General features: G+C 39.5%; 29 protein-coding genes and 1 other annotated feature. Of the genes, 27 read left to right on the plus strand and 2 right to left on the minus strand.

Annotated elements, in window-relative coordinates; translation table 11 throughout:
* On the minus strand, positions 1-652 hold a 652-nt coding region (locus tag A5875_RS02950), incomplete at its 3' end, for a gamma-glutamyl-gamma-aminobutyrate hydrolase family protein (RefSeq protein ID WP_088932219.1).
* A gap of 216 nt (positions 653-868) precedes the next feature.
* Positions 869-916, plus strand: a sequence feature (sodium ion sensor (DUF1646 type); this cis-regulatory element may regulate processes involved in with the transportation of sodium ions).
* A gap of 50 nt (positions 917-966) precedes the next feature.
* Between A5875_RS02950 and A5875_RS02955 the strand changes: the two genes are divergently transcribed.
* Genes A5875_RS02955 through A5875_RS03000 form a run of 10 tightly spaced genes read left to right on the plus strand, consistent with a single transcriptional unit; the run spans position 967 to position 10,851 of the window.
* Complete coding sequence (locus A5875_RS02955) at positions 967-1,290, plus strand: hypothetical protein (RefSeq protein WP_088932218.1); 324 nt, start codon at positions 967-969, stop codon at positions 1,288-1,290.
* The gene (locus A5875_RS02960; RefSeq protein WP_088932220.1) at positions 1,277-3,238 is read left to right on the plus strand and encodes a V-type ATP synthase subunit I; all 1,962 of its coding nucleotides are present in this window, start codon (positions 1,277-1,279) and stop codon (positions 3,236-3,238) included. The genes A5875_RS02955 and A5875_RS02960 overlap by 14 nt, the downstream gene beginning before the upstream one ends.
* 18 nt (positions 3,239-3,256) lie before the next feature.
* The gene (locus A5875_RS02965) at positions 3,257-3,727 is read left to right on the plus strand and encodes a V-type ATP synthase subunit K (protein WP_088932221.1); all 471 of its coding nucleotides are present in this window, start codon (positions 3,257-3,259) and stop codon (positions 3,725-3,727) included.
* Between the two features lie 12 nt (positions 3,728-3,739).
* A complete protein-coding gene (locus A5875_RS02970) occupies positions 3,740-4,324 on the plus strand; it encodes a hypothetical protein (protein WP_088932222.1) in 585 nt (194 codons plus the stop codon).
* Between the two features lie 37 nt (positions 4,325-4,361).
* Positions 4,362-5,357 (plus strand): V-type ATPase subunit, encoded by a 996-nt coding sequence (locus tag A5875_RS02975; RefSeq protein WP_088932223.1) that lies wholly within the window; start codon positions 4,362-4,364, stop codon positions 5,355-5,357.
* A complete protein-coding gene (locus A5875_RS02980; RefSeq protein ID WP_088932224.1) occupies positions 5,347-5,658 on the plus strand; it encodes a V-type ATP synthase subunit F in 312 nt (103 codons plus the stop codon). Before A5875_RS02975 ends, A5875_RS02980 begins: the two co-directional genes overlap by 11 nt.
* A 13-nt stretch (positions 5,659-5,671) precedes the next feature.
* Positions 5,672-7,453, plus strand: coding sequence for a V-type ATP synthase subunit A (locus A5875_RS02985; protein ID WP_088932225.1), 1,782 nt, complete (start codon positions 5,672-5,674; stop codon positions 7,451-7,453).
* Positions 7,446-8,822 (plus strand): V-type ATP synthase subunit B, encoded by a 1,377-nt coding sequence (locus A5875_RS02990; RefSeq protein ID WP_088932226.1) that lies wholly within the window; start codon positions 7,446-7,448, stop codon positions 8,820-8,822. Before A5875_RS02985 ends, A5875_RS02990 begins: the two co-directional genes overlap by 8 nt.
* Positions 8,823-8,826: 4 nt before the next feature.
* The gene (locus A5875_RS02995) at positions 8,827-9,459 is read left to right on the plus strand and encodes a V-type ATP synthase subunit D (RefSeq protein WP_088932227.1); all 633 of its coding nucleotides are present in this window, start codon (positions 8,827-8,829) and stop codon (positions 9,457-9,459) included.
* A 33-nt stretch (positions 9,460-9,492) separates the two neighbouring features.
* Positions 9,493-10,851 carry a TrkH family potassium uptake protein gene (locus A5875_RS03000; RefSeq protein WP_088932228.1) on the plus strand — a complete coding sequence of 453 codons (1,359 nt, stop codon included), beginning with the start codon at positions 9,493-9,495 and terminating at the stop codon, positions 10,849-10,851.
* A gap of 155 nt (positions 10,852-11,006) precedes the next feature.
* Here the strand turns inward: A5875_RS03000 and A5875_RS03005 are convergent, their stop codons facing one another.
* A complete protein-coding gene (locus A5875_RS03005) occupies positions 11,007-11,972 on the minus strand; it encodes a choline kinase family protein (protein ID WP_176244608.1) in 966 nt (321 codons plus the stop codon).
* 319 nt (positions 11,973-12,291) lie between these two features.
* Here A5875_RS03005 and A5875_RS03010 point away from each other — a divergent pair, with 319 nt between their 5' ends.
* From A5875_RS03010 to eutM, 17 genes are read left to right on the plus strand one after another with little or no spacing between them, the layout of a single operon-like run.
* Positions 12,292-12,591 (plus strand): BMC domain-containing protein, encoded by a 300-nt coding sequence (locus tag A5875_RS03010; RefSeq protein WP_086303983.1) that lies wholly within the window; start codon positions 12,292-12,294, stop codon positions 12,589-12,591.
* Positions 12,592-12,610: 19 nt separating this feature from the next.
* Entirely contained in the window at positions 12,611-12,898 is a 288-nt protein-coding gene (locus A5875_RS03015; RefSeq protein WP_088932229.1) for a BMC domain-containing protein, read from the plus strand.
* Positions 12,899-12,921: 23 nt separating this feature from the next.
* Entirely contained in the window at positions 12,922-14,370 is a 1,449-nt protein-coding gene (locus tag A5875_RS03020) for an aldehyde dehydrogenase family protein (RefSeq protein WP_088932230.1), read from the plus strand.
* Position 14,371: 1 nt separating this feature from the next.
* Positions 14,372-15,511 carry a 1-propanol dehydrogenase PduQ gene (locus tag A5875_RS03025; protein ID WP_207114170.1) on the plus strand — a complete coding sequence of 380 codons (1,140 nt, stop codon included), beginning with the start codon at positions 14,372-14,374 and terminating at the stop codon, positions 15,509-15,511.
* Between the two features lie 18 nt (positions 15,512-15,529).
* The gene (gene cutC / locus A5875_RS03030) at positions 15,530-18,103 is read left to right on the plus strand and encodes a choline trimethylamine-lyase (protein WP_088932231.1); all 2,574 of its coding nucleotides are present in this window, start codon (positions 15,530-15,532) and stop codon (positions 18,101-18,103) included.
* A gap of 33 nt (positions 18,104-18,136) precedes the next feature.
* On the plus strand, positions 18,137-19,081 hold the full coding sequence (cutD, locus tag A5875_RS03035) for a choline TMA-lyase-activating enzyme (RefSeq protein WP_207114172.1): 945 nt from the start codon (positions 18,137-18,139) through the stop codon (positions 19,079-19,081).
* Between the two features lie 12 nt (positions 19,082-19,093).
* On the plus strand, positions 19,094-19,423 hold the full coding sequence (eutS, locus tag A5875_RS03040) for an ethanolamine utilization microcompartment protein EutS (protein ID WP_088932233.1): 330 nt from the start codon (positions 19,094-19,096) through the stop codon (positions 19,421-19,423).
* An 11-nt stretch (positions 19,424-19,434) separates the two neighbouring features.
* Positions 19,435-19,872, plus strand: a complete 438-nt coding sequence (locus A5875_RS03045; RefSeq protein WP_207114175.1) for a EutP/PduV family microcompartment system protein — start codon at positions 19,435-19,437, stop codon at positions 19,870-19,872.
* Positions 19,856-20,404 carry a hypothetical protein gene (locus A5875_RS03050; RefSeq protein WP_088932235.1) on the plus strand — a complete coding sequence of 183 codons (549 nt, stop codon included), beginning with the start codon at positions 19,856-19,858 and terminating at the stop codon, positions 20,402-20,404. The genes A5875_RS03045 and A5875_RS03050 overlap by 17 nt, the downstream gene beginning before the upstream one ends.
* Positions 20,404-21,243: an ethanolamine utilization protein EutJ gene (gene eutJ / locus A5875_RS03055; protein WP_207114190.1), complete on the plus strand. Its 840-nt coding sequence runs from the start codon at positions 20,404-20,406 to the stop codon at positions 21,241-21,243. Before A5875_RS03050 ends, eutJ begins: the two co-directional genes overlap by 1 nt.
* 12 nt (positions 21,244-21,255) lie before the next feature.
* Complete coding sequence (locus tag A5875_RS03060; protein ID WP_088932237.1) at positions 21,256-21,561, plus strand: BMC domain-containing protein; 306 nt, start codon at positions 21,256-21,258, stop codon at positions 21,559-21,561.
* A 4-nt stretch (positions 21,562-21,565) separates the two neighbouring features.
* Positions 21,566-21,826 (plus strand): EutN/CcmL family microcompartment protein, encoded by a 261-nt coding sequence (locus A5875_RS03065; RefSeq protein ID WP_088932238.1) that lies wholly within the window; start codon positions 21,566-21,568, stop codon positions 21,824-21,826.
* 17 nt (positions 21,827-21,843) lie between these two features.
* Positions 21,844-22,422 carry a cupin domain-containing protein gene (locus A5875_RS03070; RefSeq protein ID WP_088932239.1) on the plus strand — a complete coding sequence of 193 codons (579 nt, stop codon included), beginning with the start codon at positions 21,844-21,846 and terminating at the stop codon, positions 22,420-22,422.
* Positions 22,423-22,440: 18 nt separating this feature from the next.
* Entirely contained in the window at positions 22,441-23,031 is a 591-nt protein-coding gene (locus A5875_RS24270) for a BMC domain-containing protein (RefSeq protein WP_088932240.1), read from the plus strand.
* A 16-nt stretch (positions 23,032-23,047) separates the two neighbouring features.
* Entirely contained in the window at positions 23,048-24,514 is a 1,467-nt protein-coding gene (locus tag A5875_RS03080) for an acetaldehyde dehydrogenase (acetylating) (RefSeq protein ID WP_088932241.1), read from the plus strand.
* Position 24,515: 1 nt separating this feature from the next.
* Positions 24,516-25,145, plus strand: a complete 630-nt coding sequence (locus tag A5875_RS03085; protein WP_088932242.1) for a phosphate propanoyltransferase — start codon at positions 24,516-24,518, stop codon at positions 25,143-25,145.
* A gap of 19 nt (positions 25,146-25,164) precedes the next feature.
* Complete coding sequence (gene eutM / locus A5875_RS03090) at positions 25,165-25,446, plus strand: ethanolamine utilization microcompartment protein EutM (protein ID WP_088932243.1); 282 nt, start codon at positions 25,165-25,167, stop codon at positions 25,444-25,446.
* The last annotated feature ends 21 nt before the right edge of the window (positions 25,447-25,467 follow it).

Raw genomic sequence — 25,467 nt, forward strand, 5'->3', positions numbered from 1 at the left:
GCCATTGTACACCGAGAATTTTCGTATTTTTTTCACGGCTTTCGACGGCCTCAATGATACCATCTTGAGCCCATGCAATCGGTACAAGACTTTCGGCTAAATCTTTGATGGCTTGATGATGATAAGAGTTGACTTGTGCTCGTTCACCAAAAAGTGGAGCTAAAGTTGACTCAGACTTAACAGTGATAGAATGCAGACCAAAGTCAGGAACAGTAGGAAACATATCATGTTTTACTTCCCAATCAGGATATTGGGCTAAATCTTGATACAAAGTCCCTCCTAAAGTGACATTCAACAATTGCGTTCCTCGACAAACCGTAAAAATCGGTTTATTTTGTTTGATTGCTTCCTTAATTAAAGCCATTTCGAAAGTATCCCGATCAATGCTGGTTGGGCCTAATTTTGGATGAGGCTCCTCATTATAAAGAAAGGGTGTTACATCTTGACCTCCAGCTAATAATAGTTTATCGATCGATGCGATATATTCACTGGCTAATTCTGGATCGCTGATAGGTAGTAAGATGGGCAGACCTCCAGCTTGGTGTACCCCATCGATAAAGCCTTGCGGACTATAGGTAAACTGTTGATCAAAAAAATCTTGGTTGTTTTGATAGTGTTGATTTGCTGCTATTCCGATAATATTTTTTTTCATGACCGACCACTCCTTCTATTATTTGATACCATAGTCAAAACTTAAAAAGCAAGTAATTCACTTATTAATTTTTTCTCATTCTTTCTCTGTAAAAAACTACTATAAAATAGACGTGAGTTGCAGAACCAACATATTAAAATTTTAACCATTTTACCGAAAAACAGTTACGAACATCGCTTTTTTTGATATACTATGTTCATTGAATAAATACAAAATGGTTGGGCGTAAGCTTCAAGGATCGTGTTCTTCAAGGGGTGAGAAGAGCAACCTTGAGAGTTTTGCGCTCTTTTTTTGTATCTTAAAGGAGGGTTTGTGTGTTAGAAGCTTTAGAAAAAATAAAATCTGCTGAAGAGCAAAATGAAAGAGAAAAAGAAAAGTTAATAGCGGAATTAGCGGTTTATGAAGCAAATAAGAAACGATTATTGCAAGAAAAACGTGAAGAGCTAAAAATAAACTTTTCTACTGTCTTATCAGAAAGAGAACAAGAATTAGCTGCAGGATTGGAGGCTGAGGAAAAGGAACTGACTAGTAATGCAGAAGAAGCGATTAGGATGATGGAAGAAAAATATATGGTAAAAAAAGAACAAACGATTCAAAAAATTATTGAAAGGGTGATCTCAGAATATGGCAGTCAGTAAAATGAGTAAGCTGACCTTGATTGCCCAGCAAGGGTATAGTGAACAGATTCTATCTGCGGTTCAGGGATTCCAAGGGGTGGAGATTCGAAATCTTTTTGAACAATCAGTTACAAATGATTGGGTAGAAAAATATTTCAATGAAGTTGATCCTCTGCCTAGTCAAGATGCATTAGCACGAGTCGATCATCAGTTAGAACAAATAACACATGCCATACAATTCGTGGAACACCATGGTAGCAGTCGTGAAAAAGGAAATCATCTTAAACGTCAGCGAGCGACTTTACGAGAATTGGAAGAAACATTCGATGAAGAAGCAATGCTATCAGAATTGGAGAGTATCCAAGAATTAGAACAGTTTTTTTCAGAGGCTAACTCGAAACAATTGAGTCTGCAGGAACAAGAGAATCTTTTGCAAAAGTGGCAGTCATTAGATTTTTTACCAAAGGATTATTCACTACATTCAACAAAATGCTTTTTGGGAACTGCGGATGCGAGTATTTGGGAATTATTTGAACAGGAATTAAAGGATAGACAGATTCATCGTGAAATCATTTATAGTGACGATCATATTGTTAATTTTGTTCTATTGTACTTGCGTGCCGAACAAAGAGAAGTTCAAGAACTAACGCGTCAATTTAGTGTAACTGCGTTTACTTACAATCGTCCATATTTACCCAAGGCTGAACTGACAGCTATTCAGCGAGAATTGCTTGAGTTAGTCGAAGAGCAAAAACGACTGGCTCAATTAATCGGACAGAAAAAAAGCGTGATTGAAAACTTGGAAACTGCAGAAGAGGTTCTATTAGCACGTAAAAATCGTTGGCTGATCCACGACCGTTTTATCAAGGATGATAAATTATTCTTGCTGCAAGGATGGATCGAAACGGAAACCTTCAAGGCATTTGAAAATTTTGTTAGTAATGCAATAGGCAGTGAAAATCTTTACCTTGAGATTGAAGAGCCTACAAACATTGAGATCAATGAAGAAATACCAACAAAATTAAAAAACAATGCAGTGGTGAAACCATTTGAGATGCTGACAGAGATGTACAGCTTGCCAAAATACCATGAAGTCGATCCGACACCCTGGTTTATGCCTTTTTACTTTGTATTCTTTGGAATGATGGTGGCTGACGCAGGCTACGGGGCATTAATGTTAGTAGCGACAACGATTGGATTAAGAACGATTTTGCCACGTGGAATGGAACGTTTCATGCGTTTTTTCCAAATCTTGGCTGTACCTACCATCATTTGGGGGTTAATTTATAATTCATTCTTTGGATTTTCGCTTGGTTACACACCGATTCTTTCAACGAGTGATGATGTTATCAGTATTTTAATTCTATCGATCATCTTTGGTGTGATACAAATTTTTATTGGACTAGGCTTAGCTGCAAAAGAAAACATCAAGGCCAAGAATTATTTAGGCGCTGTGTCAGATGGTTTTGCGTGGCAAGGAATAATGGTTGGAGCGATTGTTGGTGGTTTAGGAAAAATGTTGATGAACAGTCAGCCGCTATTTTTAATCGGTGTTGGTTTAGCAGTATTTAGTGCTTTATTGATTGTTATTACACCGATGTTTCAATCGAAATCTAAGATCAAAGGGTTAGCAAAAGGCGCCTACAATTTGTATGGAATTACCAGTTATATTGGTGATTTAGTAAGTTACACACGTTTGATGGCATTAGGGATTTCTGGGGGCAGTATTGCAGCAGCATTTAATATGCTGGTTGGTTATATGCCGCCGATTGCACGATTTAGTGTTGGGATTTTATTAATGTTAGCTCTGCACGGCTTAAATATCTTTTTATCTTTACTATCGGCCTATGTTCATGGAGCTCGGCTACAATATGTAGAATTTTTCGGTAAGTTCTACGAAGGCGGAGGACGTGCCTTTCGTCCATTAAAGTCGGAAGAAAAATATGTAAATATTGAACAAGAAAAATAATTGGAGGAATTTTAGACAATGATGGAGTATTTGATTAACAACAGTGGCGGTATTATTTTCGCAATCTTAGGAATGGCAACAGCAACAATTTTTTCTGGTATTGGATCATCTAAAGGTGTCGGTATGACTGGTGAAGCTGCTGCCGCTTTGACTACTAGTCAACCAGAAAAATTTGGTCAGGCCTTGATCTTGCAGTTATTACCAGGAACGCAAGGATTATACGGTTTCGTTATTGCTTTCTTAATTTTTACAAATTTATCAAGTGATTTGACAGTGGTTCAAGGTTTAGGCTATCTAGGGGCATCATTACCGATTGCATTTACTGGTCTATTTTCTGGGATTGCCCAAGGTAAGGTAGCCGCCGCTGGTATTCAAATTCTAGCGAAAAAACCAGAGCATTCAACAAAAGGAATCATTTATGCTGCCATGGTTGAAACATATGCGATCTTAGGATTCGTTATCTCATTCTTGTTAGTTGGACAAGTGTAAGGAGTATTTCTGATGGAAGCAATCGAAAAAATAGTCGAACAGTTGAATCAGCAAGCAGATCTGGAACAGCGTCAGCTGAAAGAAAAAGAAACAGCACGGATTGATCAAGAATTTCAAGCGGAGTTGACAGAAATAGAAGCTGAACACCAAAAACGCTTGGAGAAAAATTTAAAAAACTTAGAAAACAATTACAAGCAGGCTACGAATCGGCAACAGGTTGCTCAAAAACAGATGATTCTAAATCAAAAACAAGCTATTTTGGAGCGTGTTTTTGCTGAGGCTGTGACTCAAATGGAAAACTGGACATTAAATGAGCAGCAAAAATTTGCTCATAATGCTTTGGAAAAGATGCAATTGCAAGGCGAGTTAGTTTTTATTCCTGGCGAAAAGTCGCAAGCAGTTTTTAGTGAAGAATGGTTGAACGAGCAAAACCGCAAGCTTGCTTATCAATTAGTAATGGGTAATGAACCAATTACTGGTCAGGCTGGATTCGTTTTAGATAAAGAAGGTGTGCAGTATAACTTTCTATATCAGAGTTTAGTTAGAGAAATTCAACAGCGAGAAAGTTATCAAACGGCTCAGACGCTTTTTGAATAAACACTGCTTTAAAAGACTACGAATTAGGAGGCATTGAATGAAACAATCTACGTATCATGAATTGAATCCGCTGGTTCGTTTGAAAGAATTGGATTTGCTGGCTCCTGAGCTTATGGCGAGAATGATAAAAGCTGAAGATTTGACAGAGGTTGAAGCTCTTTTTAGAGGAACGATTTATGGTGAATTTTTGTCAGATGATTTCTATGAAAGCTTTGAAGAAGCTCTGGGAACCGCGCAAGATAATCTGTTGGCAGAATTGGTAAAGATTATTCCTGATCCGAATGTTATTTGGATCTATACAATGCGTTTTACCTTTCATAACCTTAAAGCATTAATCAAAGCTGATTTGTTAGATAAAAATTTTGATGAGCTTTATATTTACGATGGTTTTTATTCTTTAGAGCAGATCAAGACGGCCATTCGAACTGGTCAAGCAAGCGGATTACCAAATATTTTGCTTGATAGTATCCGAGAGGTCAGGGAGCATTTCGAAGAATCCAACAGTTTACAAGGAATCGATATTATTTTGGATCGAAAATTTTTATATTGTCAGCGAAAAATAGCTGACACGATAAACGAACCAGAGCTGACACAAGAAGTTATCAGCTTCATCGATTTTACCAATATTTTGATGACGGCACGTGGGATTAAACAGAAAAGAAGTCGAAACTTTATGTCGACTGCGCTGTCTAGCCAAGGAAGTATTCCAAAAGAAGAATTACTCGATTGTGTTGAAGTTGGTCTCGAAAAGCTAATTAGTTATTTGAGAACCACTACTTATAATGAAATAATCGAACCTATTATTGAGGATAATACAATTGACTTGAGTCAGTTGGAAAGACTTTGTGATGATTATTTAACAAGCTTTTATGAAACTGCACAAACACAAGCATTTGGACCGCTACCAGTTTTAGCGTTATTAAATGCGAAGGCGATTGAAACAAAAAATCTTCGCTTAATCATCACAGGTAAACGAGTTGGCTTAACGGATGATCAAATTAGAGAGAGGATGCGTGAGACATATGGCACATAAAATTGCTGCAATCGGTGATAAGGATTCTGTCTTGCCTTTCAGACTCTTCGATTTTGATACTAGAACAACAAAAGATAAGCAAATTATTCGTCAACAAATTGATGAAATGGCTAAAAATGACTATGGAATTATTTACATTACCGAAGAATTTGCTCAGCTTGTTCCCGATACAATCAAACGTTATGAAGAAAAGATGATCCCGGCGATTGTATTGATTCCTAATCACGAGGGAACTTTAGGAATTGGTAAGTCTTTGATTCAAGGACAAGTTGAACGGGCGGTCGGACAGAATATTTTATAAAGGAGCTAATGACTTGCAAGAAGGTAGAATAACAAAAGTTTCTGGTCCACTAGTGTTGGCAGAAAAAATGGAGCAAGCAGCTATTCAAGATATTTGTTACGTAGGTGACCTTGGGGTTATCGGCGAAATCATTGAGATGCGTGGCGATGTTGCTTCCATTCAAGTATATGAAGAGACTGCGGGTATTGGACCAGGCGAACCAGTTAGGACAACGGGGGAAGCACTTTCGGTTGAACTAGGACCGGGCATTGTTTCCCAAATGTTTGACGGAACTCAACGTCCGTTAGATACATTTAAAGAACAAACTAATAGTAATTTTCTTAGCCGTGGTGTTCAGATTCCAGCATTAGATCATACGAAAAAATGGTGGTTTGAGGCTACTGTTGAAGAAGGAGCAGTGTTATCTGCTGGTGATATAGTTGGAACGGTTAAAGAAACTAAAATTATTACGCATAAAATTATGGTGCCGAATGGGATCAAAGGAACTTTGAAGAAAATCTCATCTGGAGAATTCACGATCGATGATACTGTATATGTGATCGAGACACAAAACGGTTTGCAAGAATTTTCTATGTTACAGAAATGGCCAGTGCGTCGTGGACGTCCTGTGTCAGAAAAGCTAAATCCAGAGGCACCAATGATTACTGGACAACGAGTAATTGATACCTTTTTCCCAGTGGTAAAAGGCGGCGCGGCAGCAGTCCCTGGACCATTTGGGGCTGGAAAAACAGTCGTTCAGCATCAAATTGCAAAATGGGCAGATGTGGATCTTGTTGTCTATGTAGGTTGTGGTGAACGTGGGAATGAAATGACTGATGTATTGAACGAGTTCCCAGAGTTAATCGATCCTACAACAGGCGAATCCATAATGGAGCGGACCATTTTGATTGCTAATACATCAAACATGCCCGTTGCTGCACGTGAAGCATCTATTTATACTGGAATCACTATTGCTGAGTATTTTCGTGACATGGGATACAATATTGCGATTATGGCTGATTCTACTTCACGTTGGGCGGAAGCCTTACGTGAAATGAGTGGACGTTTAGAAGAGATGCCTGGTGATGAAGGTTATCCAGCGTATTTAGGTAGTCGTTTGGCGGAATACTACGAACGATCTGGACGAGTTATTGCATTAGGAAGCGATGGACGTGAAGGTTCAATTACGGCTATCAGTGCGGTATCACCTTCAGGAGGGGATACTTCTGAGCCAGTAACACAAAATACACTACGTGTTGTAAAAGTTTTCTGGGGATTAAGTGCTACATTAGCTCAACAACGTCATTTCCCTTCAATTGATTGGTTGCAAAGTTATTCATTGTACTCTTCTGAAGTTGGAAGGTATTTAGATAATGAATTACAAACAAACTGGTCACAAATGGTAGCAGAAGGTATGCGGATGCTGCAAAAAGAATCTGAACTAAATGAAATCGTTCGTTTAGTCGGAATTGACTCATTATCAGAGAGAGATCGCTTGACGCTAGAGGTCGCGAAGTCTTTACGTGAAGACTATTTGCAGCAAAATGCTTTTGATGAGGTAGACACCTTCACATCGAGAGAAAAACAGTTCAAAATGCTCCAAAATATTTTGACCTTCAATAAGGAAGGCCAACGTGCTTTAGAGTTAGGAACCTATTTGAAGGAAATTATCGATGGAACAGTCATCTTACGAGATCGAATTGCACGTAGCAAATACATTCCTGAAACTGAATTAGAAAAGTTAGATCAAATTAATTTGGATATCACAACAGAGATTCAAGCGATTGTTGCTGAAGGGGGAATGACCAATGATTAAAGAATACCGCACCATCAATGAAGTGGTCGGACCTTTGATGGCAATTGATAAAGTCGAAGGTATCAAATATGAAGAACTGCTTGAGATTCGACTGAATAATGGTGAGCTGCGTCGTGGACAAGTACTGGAAATTCACGAGGATAAAGCTCTTGTTCAAATTTTTGAAGGAACCAGTGGCATCAATCTAAAGGATTCGACAGCGCGCTTTTTAGGACATCCTTTAGAGTTGGGCGTGTCAGAAGATATGGTTGGGCGTGTTTTTGATGGACTGGGTCGACCTAAAGATGGCGGACCAGAAATCTTAGCTGAAAAAAATGTCGATATTAACGGGGAAGTAATCAATCCTGTTTCTCGGGATTACCCCGATGAATTTATTCAAACGGGTATTTCGGCAATCGATCATTTGAATACACTAGTCCGAGGACAAAAGCTTCCTGTATTCTCAGGATTTGGTTTGCCCCATAAAGAATTGGCAGCACAAATTGCACGTCAAGCGACCGTGCTGAATAAGGATGATGATTTTGCTGTAGTATTTGCGGGTATAGGTATTACCTTTGAAGAAGCAGAATTTTTCATGGAAGACTTTCGCCAGACAGGCGCGATCGATCGTTCAGTCGTCTTTATGAATTTGGCAAACGATCCAGCAATCGAACGAATTGCGACACCACGAATGGCGTTGACAGCGGCTGAGTATTTAGCTTATGAAAAAGGGATGCACGTATTAGTCATCATGACGGACATGACCAATTACTGTGAAGCTTTACGAGAAATTTCAGCAGCTCGTCGTGAAGTACCAGGACGCCGTGGCTACCCAGGGTATCTTTATACTAACTTAGCTACATTATATGAACGTGCTGGCCGAATTCGCGGTCTGAAAGGTTCAGTGACTCAAATTCCAATCCTTACGATGCCGGAAGATGATAAAACCCATCCGATTCCCGATTTGACTGGTTATATTACAGAAGGACAGATCATTTTATCTCGTGAATTGGACAAAAATGGTATTCAACCACCAATCGATGTTTTGCCTTCGCTGTCTCGTTTGAAAGATAAAGGAACGGGTGAAGGAAAGACACGAAAAGATCATGCACCAACAATGAATCAGTTGTTTGCGGCATATGCCCAAGGTAAACAAGCGAAAGAATTAGCAGTGGTACTTGGTGACTCTGCTTTATCAGATGTTGATAAAATCTATGCGAAGTTTGCGGAGCGATTTGAAGAAGAATATGTTAATCAAGGTTTTTACGAAAATCGTTCGATCGACGAAACGTTGGATATTGGTTGGGAGCTTTTAGCGATGTTACCGCGAACTGAGTTGAAACGGATCAAAGACGATATGTTGGACGAATATTTAACAGAAGGAGTTTGATCCTATGGTGAAATTAAATGTCAATCCAACACGAATGGAACTCACACGACTGAAAAAGCAGCTGACCACTGCTAGTCGTGGTCATAAACTGTTAAAGGACAAGCAAGATGAGCTGATGAGACGATTCATTTTATTAGTCAAGAAGAATAACGTAATGCGTGCCGAAGTTGAAGAAGAGCTGCAGCAAGCAATGAAGAATTTTTCGGTAGCAGATGCGTTGTTGAATGATAAATATATTGAAGAATTGTTGGCTGTTCCTAAAGAGCGTGTGTCTCTTGATGTGATCGAAAAAGATGTCATGAGTGTCAAAGTACCGATAATGAATTTTCAACACGAGTCGGAATTGTCAGATGGTCCACTAGAATATGGTTTTTTAAACTCTAATGATGATTTGGATCAAAGTATTCAAAAATTTACTGAGGTTTTACCAAAGCTATTGGAACTGACTGAAATCGAAAAGACTTGCCAGCTCATGGCAAAAGAAATTGAAAAGACAAGACGACGGGTCAATGCGTTAGAATATATGACGATCCCTCAATTGGAAGAAACAATTTACTTTATCAAAATGAAGTTGGAAGAAAATGAGCGTGCGGGAGTTACCCGCATGATCAAAGTTAAGAATATGGGTACTACTTGAGAAAGTAGTACCTTTTTTTGAAGGTAGGAATTTATGAATAAAGAAAAACGCTGGCCGTTTAAAATCTATCCGATTCAATTTATTGCTTTAGGTTTTGGTGGAGTAATTCTGCTAGGAAGTTTGTTATTGACTTTGCCGGTGTTTACAAGATCTGGTGAAGAAACACCTTTTATTGATGCTTTGTTCACCGCAACATCGGCGACCTGCGTAACTGGCTTAACGACGCTAACTACTAGCGAACACTGGAATATGGGCGGGCAACTGATCATTTTGGTTCTGATTGAAGTTGGTGGTTTAGGCTTCATGATGATGCCGTTTATTTTTTTTGCAGTTATGAAGAAAAAAGTTGGCTTGGTGACACGGATCATTTTAAGCGAGTCCTTAAATTTGGATGATCTATCCGGTGTAATCAAACTGATGTACTATATTTTACGCTTTGCGATCGGCTTTCAACTGGTAGGCGCCATTTTATTAGCAGTTGATTTTATTCCATCTTATGGACTAGCAAAAGGAGTCTGGTATTCCATTTTTCATTCTATTTCGGCATTTTGTAATGCAGGATTTGATTTATTTGGAGATAGTTTAGTTGGGTTCCAAGACAACGCGTATGTATTACTCGTGATTTCAGGGTTGATTGTTGCTGGCGGATTAGGATTTATTGTTTGGCAGGATTTGATGGCTTTTCGTAAAACTAGGAGATTAAGCCTTCATAGTAAGCTGGCTTTGACTGTTTCGATTGGACTGTTGATTTTTGGAACAGTAGTCTTTTATAATTCAGAATCTGGTGGGCGTTTTATCGTCAGCGATACATCTCCAATCAATCGTTTTGCGAATATGCTTTTCATGTCTGTGACAGCTCGAACCGCGGGTTACTTTTCAGTTGATTATGGAAATGTCAGCCAGGCGGGCATTCTCTTTACGATTGTCCTCATGTTCATTGGAGGAACATCGGGATCAACAGCCGGGGGACTCAAAACAACAACGTTTGGGGTTTTATTGATTCAAACGATTTCTATGTTGAAAGGAAGAGTTCATGCAGAAGCCTTTCGACGGACCATTCGCCCATCTGTAGTTTCGCGCGCACTTACACTTTTCTTTATTACGTTGACTTTATGTATTGCGGTGACTATGGTGATGTCAGTGACAGAAGTATTGCCGCGTTTTCGGGGAATCGAGTACCTTCTATTTGAAACTTTTTCTGCCTTTGGTACAGTCGGACTTACGATGGGTTTGACTCCGAGTTTGAGTCTAATGGGAAAACTCTTGATCATCGGTTTAATGTATATTGGGAGAGTTGGTATCTTGACTGTAGGATTCTCATTAACGCTGCGATTAACAAAAGGAAATACCGGACATTATAAACTGCCCGAGGAAAGTGTTATTATTGGATAATAAAAGTCTCACATTGGAAATGAGATCCAATGTGAGACTTTTTGTATTTGAATTGTCCATGCTTCAAAAAAATGATTTTCACAAAGTTTAATCAATACATAAAAAGACTGCCAATTATATATGAAAGCTACATAATTTACTATTTAAAGAGATAATTATTCAACTGTTTCTACCATTTTGTCTAAAGGATAATCCTTGTTTTTGGTCAATTCCAAGGTGTTTCTACGAAAACGCTCATACCGCATTTCACAATAATCAGCAAAATTTTCTCCTGAGTAATGACGAATGATTGCCCAGACGGTCCATAACAAATCCTGAATTAGGATGTAGGATTTTATTTTTTGGATTGCATTATTAGGAATATTATCTCCGTAATAATTATGAAGCAACTCATCGATTTCTGATCGAGTCAATCGCGTTTCCACGATAAAAGCCGCCAAATCAAAATTCAAATCATTCAATCCTGAATACTCCCAGTCAATCAAATAATAATCATCATTTTCACCTAATAAGAAATTTTCTGGAACGGTATCATTATGACATGGTACAAGTTCGACATTTTGGATGTTTTCTTCACAAAAGGCAAAGGCCTTATTTTTCAAAGAAATATAGTCAAAAAAGAAAATACCGTTAACCATTTTGACAACTTCTTCATACTTTTTTAATTCTGCCTTCCAACAGAAAATATTACGAAACGAACGAGGCATTGTATGGACTTTTTTCATTAAATCTGAAACTGCTTTCAAATTTTTTGAAGAAGTAGGGTTGAGCTGAGCCAGATTATGACTGTTAGGGATGAATCGGCTGATCTTGATTCCTGTTTCAGCGTCAAAGAAGACACATTCAGAATTAATAGAATAATTTGCTACGATTTCAGTATTAAATTCTTCTATTTTCCGATCAATCATCACCTCAGTCAATGGACCGGGCTGACGCACAATATAGTCTTCACCATGAATATTCATTACATAGTTGTAATTTGTCAGTCCACCGGCAAAGCGTGAACGATCAAACCTTAATGTCTCATCATTAAAAAAAGAGCGCAGAGTTTGAGTAATTATCCGCGATGTCTCTAATTGATATTGTTCATATACATTATCCGTCACTATTGGCACATCCATTTCTTCAACCGTCCTTCTGCAATCCAAGTCCTATAACTGTAACATTTATGAAAGTATTATACTGCATAGAATTTGAAAAAAAAAGAGAATGACAAGTATCTGCAAAAAGTAGCCAAAATAATTCTATTTTCCGCGCATCTAATAATTGTGCAAGAATCTATCGATTGTGCAACTTGAAAAAAAGTAATCGGTTGCAAAAATGCAAAAATCATCTATTAAATCTGCGATTTTCTCATCCACCTGCATGATAGCATTGACTCATCGAACAAGATAAACGCAATCGTCAAAAAAAGTAAGCAAGTAAGGAGAGGATCAATTGATGGAATATCGTGGAGATGAAGCATTGGGATTAGTAGAAACGATTGGAATGGTTCCTGCTATTCAAGCGGCAGATACGATGTTGAAAGCAGCAGATGTAGTGTTAGTTTCCTATGAAAATGTAGGCTCTACCTTGGTAACAGTCATGGTAAAAGGTGATGTCGCAGCAGTAAAATCTGCTGTTGAAGCTGGTGCAGAGGCAGCTTCTAAAATTGGGAAAGTAACTGCATTTAATACTATGCCCAGACCAATTCGACCAATAGGTCATATCGTGATGGCACATGATATTGATTCCAACTAAAGAGGAGGTATAGAACCGGATGAATAATGCTTTAGGATTTATTGAAACGTTTGGCTTAGTTTTTGTAATGGAGGCGGCGGATGCGATGTGCAAGGCAGCGGATGTTGAACTGATTGGATATGAAAATGTTGCCTCTGGTTATATCTCAGTTCTGGTGAAAGGCGATGTAGGTGCAGTACAAGCCGCAGTGGAAACAGGTGTTGAAGCAGTAGAAAGTATGGGTGGAGAAGTTTATTCTCAAAATGTGATTGCTCATCCCCACTCCGATATTGAAAAAATCATTACTCGCTATTCTTTTGATGTATAAAAAAGATAGGAAGTGAGACGAGCATGAAGTATAGAGTAGATAATGATCTGTTATCTATCCAAGAGGCAAGGATAAATATCGAACTTGCACGTGATGCGGCAAAGGAGTTAAAAAGCTTTTCACAGGATCAGTTAGATTTCGTGGTCGAGAAGATGAGTGAAGCACTTCACCCTCATATCGAGAAATTGGCGAAGATGGCAGTTGAAGAAACTGATTATGGAACGTTTTACGATAAAGTTATCAAAAACCGTTTTGTTTCAGAGTATCTTCCACAGCGTCTAAAAAATCAACGTTTTGTTGGCATTCTTGATGAGAACAAAGACCAGAAACTGTTGAAAATTGGTGTGCCGGTGGGTGTGATTGTCAGTATGATTCCTGCCACCAGTGCTGTCTCTACGACGATCCATAATGTGTTGATCGCTGTAAAATCAGGAAATGCAATCGTCATCTCGCCGCATCCGCGAGCGAAAGAAACGGTGCGCGGTGTGATCAAGCTTTTAGCCAAAACGGCAGAAGATGCTGGGTATCCACCAGGAGCTATTAGTTGTATGCAATTAGTGTCAAAAAAAGGAACACAGGAATTGATGGAGCATCCAGATGTTTCCTTGTTAGTAGCAACTGGAATTCCAAAAGTTATTGATAAATTGAAGCAGTCAGCAAAGCCGTATATATACGGAGGTAGCGGCAATGGACCTGTTTTCATAGAAAGAACTTGTGATATCCCTCAGGCGGTTAAAGACATTATCGACAGCAGGACATTTGATCATGGGATGATTTCTGCAGCAGAACAGTCGATCGTTGTTGATCAGCCGATAGATCAAGAAATAAAAGCTGAGTTCAAACGTCAGGGTGCGTACTTTATGACAGATGAAGAAAAGCAGAAACTGTTAAACCTACTATGTAAGAAGGATGGGTCATTGAATCCAGCTTACGTTGGTAAGTCGGCTGTATATCTAGCAGACCAGGCGAATGTGATCGTTCCGTCTGATACGAAGCTTTTGATTTACGCGCAGCCTTATGTCGATGAAAGCAATCCATTTGCACAGGAATTTTTAAGTCCCATATTGGCTTATTATGTAGAAAATGATTGGCAGCATGCTTGTGAAAGATGTATAGAACTTTTGATGGAAACTCAGAAGAGTCACACATTAGTGATTCATTCACGGGATGAAGAAGTAATTCGTATGTTTGCTTTGAAGAAACCAGTTTCTCGTATGCTTGTGAATACACCTTCTACCTTTGGCAGTATGGGCGCTACAACGAATCTGTTTCCTTCTATGACGCTCGGGAGCAACGCTTTTGGAATCATGTCTTCTAGCGATAATATTTCTCCAGAGCATTTAACGACGATTCGAAATATTGGGTACGGTGTGAGAGAAATCGAAGAATGTTTTGAGAAGAAAACTCAGGATGAAGCAAAGGAAACAATTGAAGAAGTGATTGCACAATTATTAAAAAAAATGATGGAGTGAGGTGATAAAGATTAACCAGAAGTTTTCATTTAAAACTAAAATCATCTGCAATCCTGGCTCTCTAAAAGAATTAAAAAATTTGCAAGGAAGAACAGCTTTGATCATTTCAGACAAAGTTCTTGAGGAGATTGGTTACATCGAAACAATCAAAGGCTATTTATCTGAAGCTGGTATAACAAGTCATGTTTTCACAGATGTTCGTCCTGATCCGGACACCAAAGTTTTAGCAGATGGGCTAAAGATATTACAACAAATTCAACCAGATGTGTTGGTCGCAATGGGCGGTGGTTCAGCGATTGATGCGGCGAAGGGAATTTTCTATAGTGCTTATCAAATGATGGGAGATACGTTTCAAAAGCCCTATTTTACAGCTATTCCGACGACAAGCGGCACCGGTTCAGAAGTAACAGACTTTTCCGTTATTACGGCAGAGGGCGACAAGATCGTATTGGTCGATGAATATATGGCGCCTGATCTGGCAATTTTAGATTCAGATTGCGTCGCTAGTGTGCCGAGGAAAGTGGTCATTGATACTGGAATGGATGTTTTGACACATGCGACAGAAGCATATGTTGCCAACGATGCTACAGATTTTACAGATGCATTGGCAGAAAAGACCATTCGCTTGCTATTCGAAAATCTACCTTTAATTGCAGAGGATATTGGTAACGAACATGCTAGGGATCACGTTCATAATGCTTCTTGCATGGCAGGTCTCGCCTTCAATCAAGCTGGATTGGGGATCAATCACAGTTTGGCTCACGCCATTGGTGGAACGCTGCATTTACCTCATGGACGTTGTAATGCTTTGTTGTTAGAAGAAGTAATCGCGTTTAATGGGGACTTAGAAAAGTCTGCAGCTAATCGTGCAGCAAAGCGGTATTCGAAGCTAGCCGAATTGCTGGGGTTGCCAGCGAGAACTGTCCGCGAAGGATTAGTCAGTTATATTGATGCTGTGAAGAAATTGAAAAAGCAACTTAATATCGAATCAGGTTTTGCTGAGCTAGGAATCGAGGAAGAAGTATACCAAACAGCGATTGAGAAAATGGTAGAAGCCGCTATGCTGGATCGCTGCACACCGGCAAATCCAATCAAGCCGACAAAAGAAGAATTAACTATGATTTATAAAAAAGCATATTAAAGAATGTGAGGTTTGTTTATGAATATTAATGAAATTTCCGAAAAATTTGCGGACGTTACAGCGAACATGTCACCAGAAGAACGCTCTGCAATGTTGAAACTTTTCCAAGGTATTTCTAAAGAATTGAATACTCAAGAAGGTTCAGTGTCTGCTTGTCGAACAGGAACAACTGAATCGGTAGCTGTTCCAACTGCATACGGTGCAGAAAACTATCCAGAAGGAATGACTCAGCGTCTAAAAGAACTAAAAGACAATTATTTGAAAGCGGTACCTTCAATTACCACTCATCGCGCAAAAGCTTTTACGAAAATGATGAAAGAAAATCCTGGCTTGCCCAAAATTATGATGCGCGCAAAAGCTTTTCGTTTAGCCTGTGAGGAAGCCCCATTATTGATACAAGACAACGAATTGATCGTTGGGCATCCTTGTGGTGCACCAAGAGCTGGAGCTTTTTCACCTGATATCGCGTGGCGCTGGATGAGAGATGAGATTGATACAATCCACGAACGGGCGCAAGATCCTTTTTATATTTCTGATGAAGATAAACGAATCATGCGTGAAGAATTATTCCCATTCTGGGAAACGCGTTCGCTAGATGAAGCTTGCGAAGAGCAATATCGTGAAGCTGGACTTTGGGAATTTTCTGGTGAAGCGTTTGTTAGTGACTTATCATACCATCAAATTAATGGTGGTGGGGATTCTAACCCAGGCTATGATGTCATCTTAATGAAGAAAGGTATGAAGGATATTCAAAAAGAAGCCTTGGACCACTTAGAAGGACTTTCAATGGAAAATCCGGATGATATCGACAAAATTTATTATTATAAATCAGTTATTGATACAACAGAAGGTGTTATGGCTTATGCAAAACGTCTATCTGATCATGCTTTTGCATTGGCAGACAAAGAAATTAATCCTAAACGTAAAGAAGAGTTGAAGCGTATTGGTGAGGTCAATGCTCATGTTCCGGCCAATAAACCAAGAACTTTCCATGAAGCCTTACAAACAGTTTGGACTGTAGAATCTTTATTCATGATTGAGGAAAACCAAACTGGCTTATCTGTTGGTCGTGTAGATCAATACATGTATCCATTCTATGAAGCAGATAAAAAAGCTGGTCATCTAAACGATTTTATGGCTTTTGAATTAGCGGGGAACTTCTTGATCAAGTGTTCTGAAATGATGTGGATCTCTAGCGAGGGCGGGTCTAAATTCTTTGCGGGGTATCAGCCGTTCGTCAATATGTGTGTCGGTGGAGTGAAGCGTGAAGGTGGAGACGCAACCAATGATTTGACTTACTTGCTGATGGACGCTGTTCGTCACGTAGGTGTATATCAACCATCATTGTCGTGCCGGATTCACAATCAATCTCCGCAAAAATATCTAGAGAAAATCGTAGATGTTGTTCGTGCTGGATTAGGATTCCCAGCTTGTCATTTCGATGATTCGCATATCAAGATGATGCTAGCAAAAGGGTTCAACATGGAAGATGCTAGAGACTACTGCTTGATGGGTTGTGTAGAGCCGCAAAAAGCTGGACGACTATATCAGTGGACTTCAACAGGGTATACCCAATGGCCGGTAGCTATCGAATTCGTATTAAATCGTGGCTTGATGCTATGGTGTGACCTGAAACCAGGATTGGACTTAGGAGCTGTCGCTCAATTTGACACTTATGAAAAATTTGAAGAGGCAGTGAAGAAACAAATTGAGTACATCACACGACTTTCAGCAGTTGGTACGGTCATCAGTCAGCGTGTCCATCGAGATATGGCACCGAAACCATTGATGTCCTTGATGATGGAAGGTTGTATGGAATCTGGTCGCGATGTTTCAGCTGGCGGCTGTGTTAATAATTGGGGCCCAGGATTGGTGTGGTCTGGATTAGGAACATATGCAGATTCGATGGCAGCAATCAAAAAACTAGTCTTTGATGAGAAAAAATACACCCTAGAAGAAATTCGCGATGCGACAAAAGCGGACTTTGTCGGCTATGAAAAAATTCATGCAGACTGTTTGAATGCACCTAAATATGGAAATGATGATGACTATGCGGACTTAATTGCAGCAGATATCGTGAATTGGACTGAAAAAATTCACAGTCAATACAAGACTTTATACTCAGTATTCAGTCATGGAACTTTGTCAATTTCTAACAACACCCCTTTTGGTGAGATGACAGGGGCAACAGCTAATGGCCGTCGTGCATGGACTCCGCTTTCAGATGGTATCAGTCCAACACAAGGCGCTGATAAAAAAGGGCCAACTGCGATCATTAAATCTGTTTCTAAAATGGATGTTGCAGCCATGAATATTGGTATGGTTCACAACTTTAAGATTTTGAAAGGTTTACTGGAAACTCCAGAGGGTCGTCAAGGATTAATTACGTTGTTAAGAACTGCTTCAGTATTAGGAAATGGTCAAATGCAGTTCAGTTACGTCGACGATGAAGTTTTGAAAAAAGCGCAAAGTGATCCAGACAGCTATCGCGATTTGATTATTCGGGTTGCTGGTTACAGCGCATACTTTACTGAATTGTGTAAAGAAGTTCAGGATGAAATTATCAGTCGTACGATGCTGGAACATTTTTAAAAAAAATGATTAAGGAGAACAAAGGGGATTATTATGATGGAAACAGTTCAAATAGAAAGAAAAGCACGAATATTCAATATTCAAAAATATTCGATCTATGATGGTCCAGGAATTCGAACTTTGTTCTTCTTCAAAGGGTGTCCACTTCGCTGTCGTTGGTGTTCCAATCCAGAAAGTATCGACCGTAAGTATGAAGTTATGTTCCAGAAAAATATGTGCGTTGATTGTGGGGAATGTGTTAAAGTTTGCCCGATGAAGATTCATAAAATGGATGCTGAAGTTGGTCATTACGTGGATCGTACAATCAATTGTTCTGGTTGTCGCGCTTGTGAAGCCGTTTGTCCGAAGCGTGCGATATCGATTGCTGGGGAAGACCGACTGCTATCAGACCTTTTGGAAATTGCGATCGAAGATATTCCCTTTTATCAAACCTCAGGCGGTGGTGTTACGTTAGGCGGCGGTGAGGTTACAACTCAAAGTGAGTTTGCAACTAATTTCTTGATGGAGTGCAAAGCGCATGGCATTCATACAGCGATCGAGACCTGTGGGCATACCTCCTTGAAAGATCTCTTGAAGATCGGTGAATTTTGCGATCTATTCTTATTTGATTTAAAGCAGATTGATTCAGAGCGTCACTTGGAATTGACTGGGGTACGTAATGAACGTATTTTGGAAAATTTAAAGGATTTAATCGAAAATCGAAAAAATATCAAGGTACGTATGCCATTAATGAAAGGGCTAAACAATGATCCCAAAACAATTCATCGAACGATTGAATTTCTACAACCTTATAGGAATCATCGGAATTTTCTAGGAATTGATCTATTGCCATACCACAAACTCGGGGTCAATAAATACGATCAACTCGATCAAATCTATCCAGTAACTGAAGATCTGTCTTTGAGTGATGAAGATCTAGATTTGATTGAGGAACAAATTTTAACTTACGATTTTCCGGTGAAAGTCATCCGACATTAAAGAGGTGAAAAAATGGAAAGAATCATTCAAGAATCCGTTCCTGGAAAACAGGTGACCTTAGCTCATGTACTCGCCTCGCCAATGCCTGATATTTGTGAACGTTTAGGAGTAGAAAATTCTGGTTCTGTTGGAATTATGACATTTACCCCATCAGAGACAGCCATCATTGCAGCCGATGTAGCGACAAAGGCTGCTGATGTGGAAATAGGATTCTTAGATCGTTTTACAGGTTCGCTTGTAATCACAGGTGATGTTGCCAGTGTAGAGACTTCTGTCGTGTCTGTTAATCAGATGCTTTGCGAGATGCTAGAGTTCACTGTTGTAAAGGTTACTCGAACATGAAGAAGCATCTCATGATTATAGGGTCGGATAATAGTGGGAAATCCTCAGTGGCTAATTGGTTAAATGAAACGAACCGTCCCTTGAAGAAGACTCAAGACGCAATTTACGGAAAATATACGATTGACGTTCCTGCTGCTTATTTAGAGAATGATTGGATGTATCGCTATCTTTTTTCAATCTCACAAACTGCGGGAAGACTACTGTGCATGGCAGATGGCAAACGATTGACGAATCTCTATCCGCCACATTTTGTCAAAGCATTCAATTGTCCAGCGATTGGATTGATTAAACTTCCTGAGACAGAAGCAGAAAAACAGATAGCGATTGATTATTTGAAAGTAGCGGGAGTCGATGAGTGGTATGTATTTGATTTAGAAGATGAAAAACTAGGGACGATGAAAAAGCAATGGATCGCGGAATTAGGAGGAAAAGATGAGGTTTATCACTGAACAAGACATTCGCACAGCTTTTATCCGAACTCCGTTTGAGGTCTATCATCTATCTACTGATACGAGATTGACACCGGAAGCGCGGCAATTTTTAATTGATCGGAAAATTACAATTACTGACGAAGAAGCCGAACAGCTTCAGAAAACAACAGTAATTGAAGTTAGGGAGAAACCAGATATTGAGTTGATCTTATCGCTCTTTCTTTTATCTGTAAGTTTGACGGTTGAGTCAGACCCTGTAATGGCAGAAAAATTATCGATGCTCTATCAACAAATGCAAGAAGCTCATTTACTTCGAACAGCAAAAGAAATTGTTGATGAGGTTGAAAATGTGGAAATAACCATGTTCCATGTACTGTTGCCTCGTGGCAAAGAGCTAGCAGTTCTAAATTTGTTACAGACACAGTTGAGTTTGTTAATTGCCGATGAACTGAAGGAATCGCTCAACAAAACGATGTACAATGAATTTCGTCGAATTAGGTGGGAACTCATTCGCATGATGAAAAAAATACTGGGTGGTGAAGCTACATGATGGAAGTGAGAAATACTTTTTCCTATTGCAACCAATTGGTTTCTAATTTTGAACACACAATCAATACTCCTAAAAAAAATCAAACATCGACTTACTATACTGGAGTCGATTTAGGAACGTCATGTATCGTTCTTTCTGTCTTGGATGCTGATCATCAGCCAGTAGCTGGTGCATATCGTTATGCGAGTGTTGTTAAAGACGGTATGGTTGTCGATTATTTAGGAGCGATTCAAATTGTTCGAGAATTGAAAGAACAACTAGAAAAGCAACTCGAAACGGAGTTAATGTATTGTTCCGCTGCGATTCCTCCAGGAACTGAGCAGTTAGACGGCGGGGCCATTCGTCATGTCGTTGAGGCAGCAGGGTTTGAATTGACTGCATTACTAGATGAACCGACTGCAGCCAATGCTGTTTTAAAAATAGAAAATGGGGTGATCGTGGATATCGGTGGAGGAACGACAGGTATAGCGATCATTGAAAATGGAAAAGTGATTAGTGTAGATGATCAGGCAACAGGTGGAACGCACTTCACTTTAGTAGTGGCTGGTGCATATAAGATTTCTTTTGAAGAAGCTGATAAATATAAGAGAGATGAAACCCATCACCAAGAATTGTTGCCGGTATTGACACCAGTGATTGAAAAAGTATCCTCGATCGTTTCTGAATACATTTCACAGCATAACGTTCAAGAAATTTATTTGGTTGGCGGAACTTGTTGTCTCACAGGTATTGAAAAGATCATCGAAAAGAAGACAGGTATAGCAACTTATAAACCTGATAATCCGATGTTTGTCACGCCGTTAGGAATTGCACTGAACTGCACTGATCAGGTTCTTTAGGAGGATGAGTAAATGGATTTTCGAATAATAAAGTCACCATCTAGAGGAACCTTAGAGATCATTACTAAGCGGATGGGGTTGAGTCAAACCAATAAAGAGATTGATTTCAAACAATTCGATGCTATCGGTTTAATTCAAGGTAAGCTGATCGATATGGTTTGTGCTGCGGATTTAGCCGAGAAAGCTGCTGGGATCATTGCAGTGGATGTTCGCGGAAGCTGCCCGCAAAACATGATTTTACTAGCACTTTTTGGGGATACTGCTTCAGTAGAAACTGCAATCGATGATATTAAGCAGAAAATGAAAAAAAGAGGCTGATGAGATGATAGCTGCCAAATTAGTAGACAATGTTTGGGCGACAAGAAAAATAGATTCGTTGAACGGACTGAAATTCATGCTGGCCGAACCGATTGGTAATGAACAAGAAGCTCAGCGCTTTATTGTTGTGGATACTGTTGGTGCTGGGATTGGAGACCGAGTGATCGTCACAAAAGGTTCTGCCGCACGAAAAATTTTTGTTGAGAAAGAACTGCCAATTGATGCTGTCGTTATCGGTATCATTGACGAAGACTGCCATTTTTAGGAAACGGTGGGTAAAAAATGAAACAATTAGTAAGCATCGCAACAATTCTGAAATTGATTGAAGCCGACCAAACAGAATGCTGTGTAGAAGAAAGGGCAATTGTTACACCTGCAGCCATGGATCTGGCTGAAGAACATGGAATCAGTATTATCAAAGAAAAGAAATCTAATGAAATGATAGAGCAATCGCATTTACTTGATTCTTTAAAAGTGCTAATGAGTAATCGTGATTTTGTACAGAACATGATTAACAATTTGGAAGAACCATATCGTTATGAAACGGATAGCTCCGATATCAAGCTGATTTATGGGGAGAGCATTCAACTTTTCTCTCAAGGCAGTTGGAAAAAACAAACCTTATTTTCTAACATCTTTGGTGGCTTAACGATAGACTTTTTGGAAACATCGAAAAAAACTTATCAACATCACTTTGAAGCCGAAGAATTTCTTCTTTTGTTGGAAGGACAAGCAACTTTTGATATGGATGGCAAGAAGGTTATTGCAAAAAAGGGTGACTGTGTTCATTTTCCGAAGAATACATCAACACAAGTATCATTTGATGAAGTCTGCAAGCTTCTGACCATTCATCCAAAATAGTAAAGAAAGGAGCATACAGTGGACGCAATTGGATTTATTGAAACACGCGGATTGATTCCTGCTATCGAGGCAGCCGATGTAATGTTGAAGTCTGCTCAAGTAGAATTGATAGAACGTTCGATTGTCGGTGGCGGGATTGTAACGGTCACTGTTACTGGAGATGTAGGTGCGGTTAAATCTGCAGTTGATGCAGGAGCATCAGCCACACAAAACTTTGGCAGTGAAACCTTGCTGAGCCAGCATGTTATTCCAAGACCGAACGAGCAAGTATCAGATGTGATTTTTAAAGAAAAAGAGAAGCCGACTGTTTTAAAAGAATCAGGGGAAACTGAAACAGGTGTTCAGTTGGAATTGAAAACAGAGTCTCTAGAAAAAGTTCCGCAACCAGAATCAGAAATTAAGCTTGAACAAAAAAATGATGAACCTGAAGTAGAATCACTATCAAGCAAGCCAGAACTAAGGATCAAGGAAGATTACAAAGAGCTTAATGTAAAGGAACTTAGAAAACTGGCAAAGAAATATAATAATCTAGGAATGACAAATGAAGAGCTGCAGACAGCGACTAGAGCTGTTCTTCGTGAACATTTCGAGAAATACACGAATCAGTAGAAAGTGAGGGAATGCTTTGGACAAATGCCATTATGATCGTGATCTTCAATCGATCCAAGAGGCACGAACGCTAGCTAGAAAAGGTAAAATAGCCCAAGAGCAACTAGCCACTTATAATGAAGCTCAAATAGAGAAAATTATCATCAATATGGTGAAAGTTGCGGAAGAAAAAGCTGAAGAGCTAGCGAAAATAGCTAACAAAGAAACTGGCTTCGGTAATATAGCCGACAAGACATTCAAAAACCATCATGCATCAAGCACTCTTTATAAGTCGATCAAAGATATGAAGACGGTTGGGATCATAAAGAATGATCAGCAAAATAAAATGATGGAAATAGCAGAACCCATGGGATTGTTGATGGGAATCATTCCTTCAACGAATCCAACCTCTACAGTGATCTATAAATCAATCATTTCCATTAAATCGCGAAATGGGATCGTTATTTCTCCTCACCCATCAGCATTGAAATGCACGATGGAAGCGACCCGCTTAATGAATGAAGCAGCAGTCGCCGCAGGAGCACCAGACAATATTATTACTTGCATTTCCAAACCTTCCATGAAGGCTACAGATGAATTGATGCGAAGCAGTGAGATTGCTTTGATTATTGCAACTGGCGGATCTGCGATGGTGAAATCAGCATATAGTGTTGGCAAACCAGCATTGGGTGTTGGTCCTGGTAATGTACCAGCCTATATCGAACGATCAGCAAATATAAAGAAATCAGTAAAAGACATTTTAGCAAGTAAAACCTTTGATTATGGGACAATTTGCGCTTCCGAGCAAGCTATTATCGCTGAAAAATGTATCGAACCGCAAGTGGTTGCTGAATTCCAGCGTCAAGGAGGATACTTCATGACACCGGAAGAAACAGAGCGGGTAGCAAAAATATTATTTGTCAAAGGTCATGCGATGAATGCAAGATTCGTAGGGCGACCAGCACGAGTCATCGCTGCCGCGGCAAATATCGATATCCCAGAAGGAACAAAGGTACTGATCGGCAGACAAAACGGTGTTGGTGAAGGATTTCCGTTGTCCTATGAAAAGCTAACAACTGTTTTAGGTTTTTACTCAGTAGAGGATTGGCAAGAGGCTTGCGAATTAAGTATTGCCTTGCTAAATAATGGCGGAATCGGACACAGCTTCTCAATGCATACTGAGAATCCAGAGATTGTGATGAAGTTTGCTGCGAAGCCAGTATTCCGAATTTTAGTCAATACTGGTTCTACACAAGGGGGAGTCGGAGTCAGTACTGCGATTTCACCAGCCTTTACTTTAGGTTGTGGAACTTGGGGTGGAAGTGCGACATCAGATAATGTCACACCAGAGCATTTGATCAATATTAAGCGAGTTGCTTATGGAATCAAAGAAATTGAGTCTATTCCTTGTGTTTCAGAAAAATCTGAAGAAACAACTGAAGATGACATGCAACAGTTATTGGCCGGTTTGGTAGATTTGTTAAAACAAAACGGTGGTCATTAATATGGTTGAATACAAAGAGTTAGTCAATATGTTTATCAAGGTATTAAACGATAACAGTGAGGGGTTATACATTCCGCTAGGTATTTCCAATCGTCATATTCATTTGTCACAAAAAGATGTTGAAAGGTTGTTTGGAAAAGGCTATGAATTAACCAGATTAAAAGATTTGTCACAACCCGGTCAGTATGCATGTAAGGAAACAGTTCTGATAGCTGGTCCGAGAGGTGTAATCGAGAAAGTCAGAGTTTTAGGACCTGCTCGAACAGCCACACAAGTAGAGATACTCAATGGAGATTGTTTTAAGTTGGGAATCCAAGCTCCAGTCCGTCAATCAGGGGATATTGAAAATACACCAGGGTTGACAATTATTGGAATCAAAGGAACCGTTGTTCTCAAAAAAGGAGCGATCATCGCACAGCGTCATATTCATATGACGCCGCAAGATGCTGAACGATTCCAAGTATCGGACAATCAAATCGTGCGATTAGAATTGAAAGGTCTGCGAGGCGGTATTTACAACAATGTCGTTGTTCGCGTTAGCGAGAACTTTCAGCTGGAATGTCATTTAGATACAGAAGAAGCAAACGCCATGGGATTAACTTCGAAATCCGAAGTAATAATAATCAGATAAAATTTAGGAGGATATTTTTATGAAATCAGAAGCATTAGGACTTATCGAAACAAAAGGATTAGTTGGATCAATTGAAGCAGCGGACGCAATGGTAAAAGCTGCAAATGTTGTATTAATCGGAAAAGAATTTGTCGGTGGGGGATTAGTAACGGTGATGGTTCGAGGAGATGTTGGTGCAGTAAAAGCAGCAACTGATGCAGGAGCTGCAGCAGCACAACGTATCGGCGAATTAGTATCTGTACACGTGATTCCACGACCTCATACAGATGTGGAAAATATTTTACCTGCTCAAAAAGCTTAATAATGGTGATAAGGCTGAAAC

The sequence above is a fragment of the Enterococcus sp. 3H8_DIV0648 genome (genome assembly GCF_002140655.1).
In the GTDB taxonomy this organism is placed as follows: domain Bacteria; phylum Bacillota; class Bacilli; order Lactobacillales; family Enterococcaceae; genus Enterococcus_A; species Enterococcus_A hulanensis.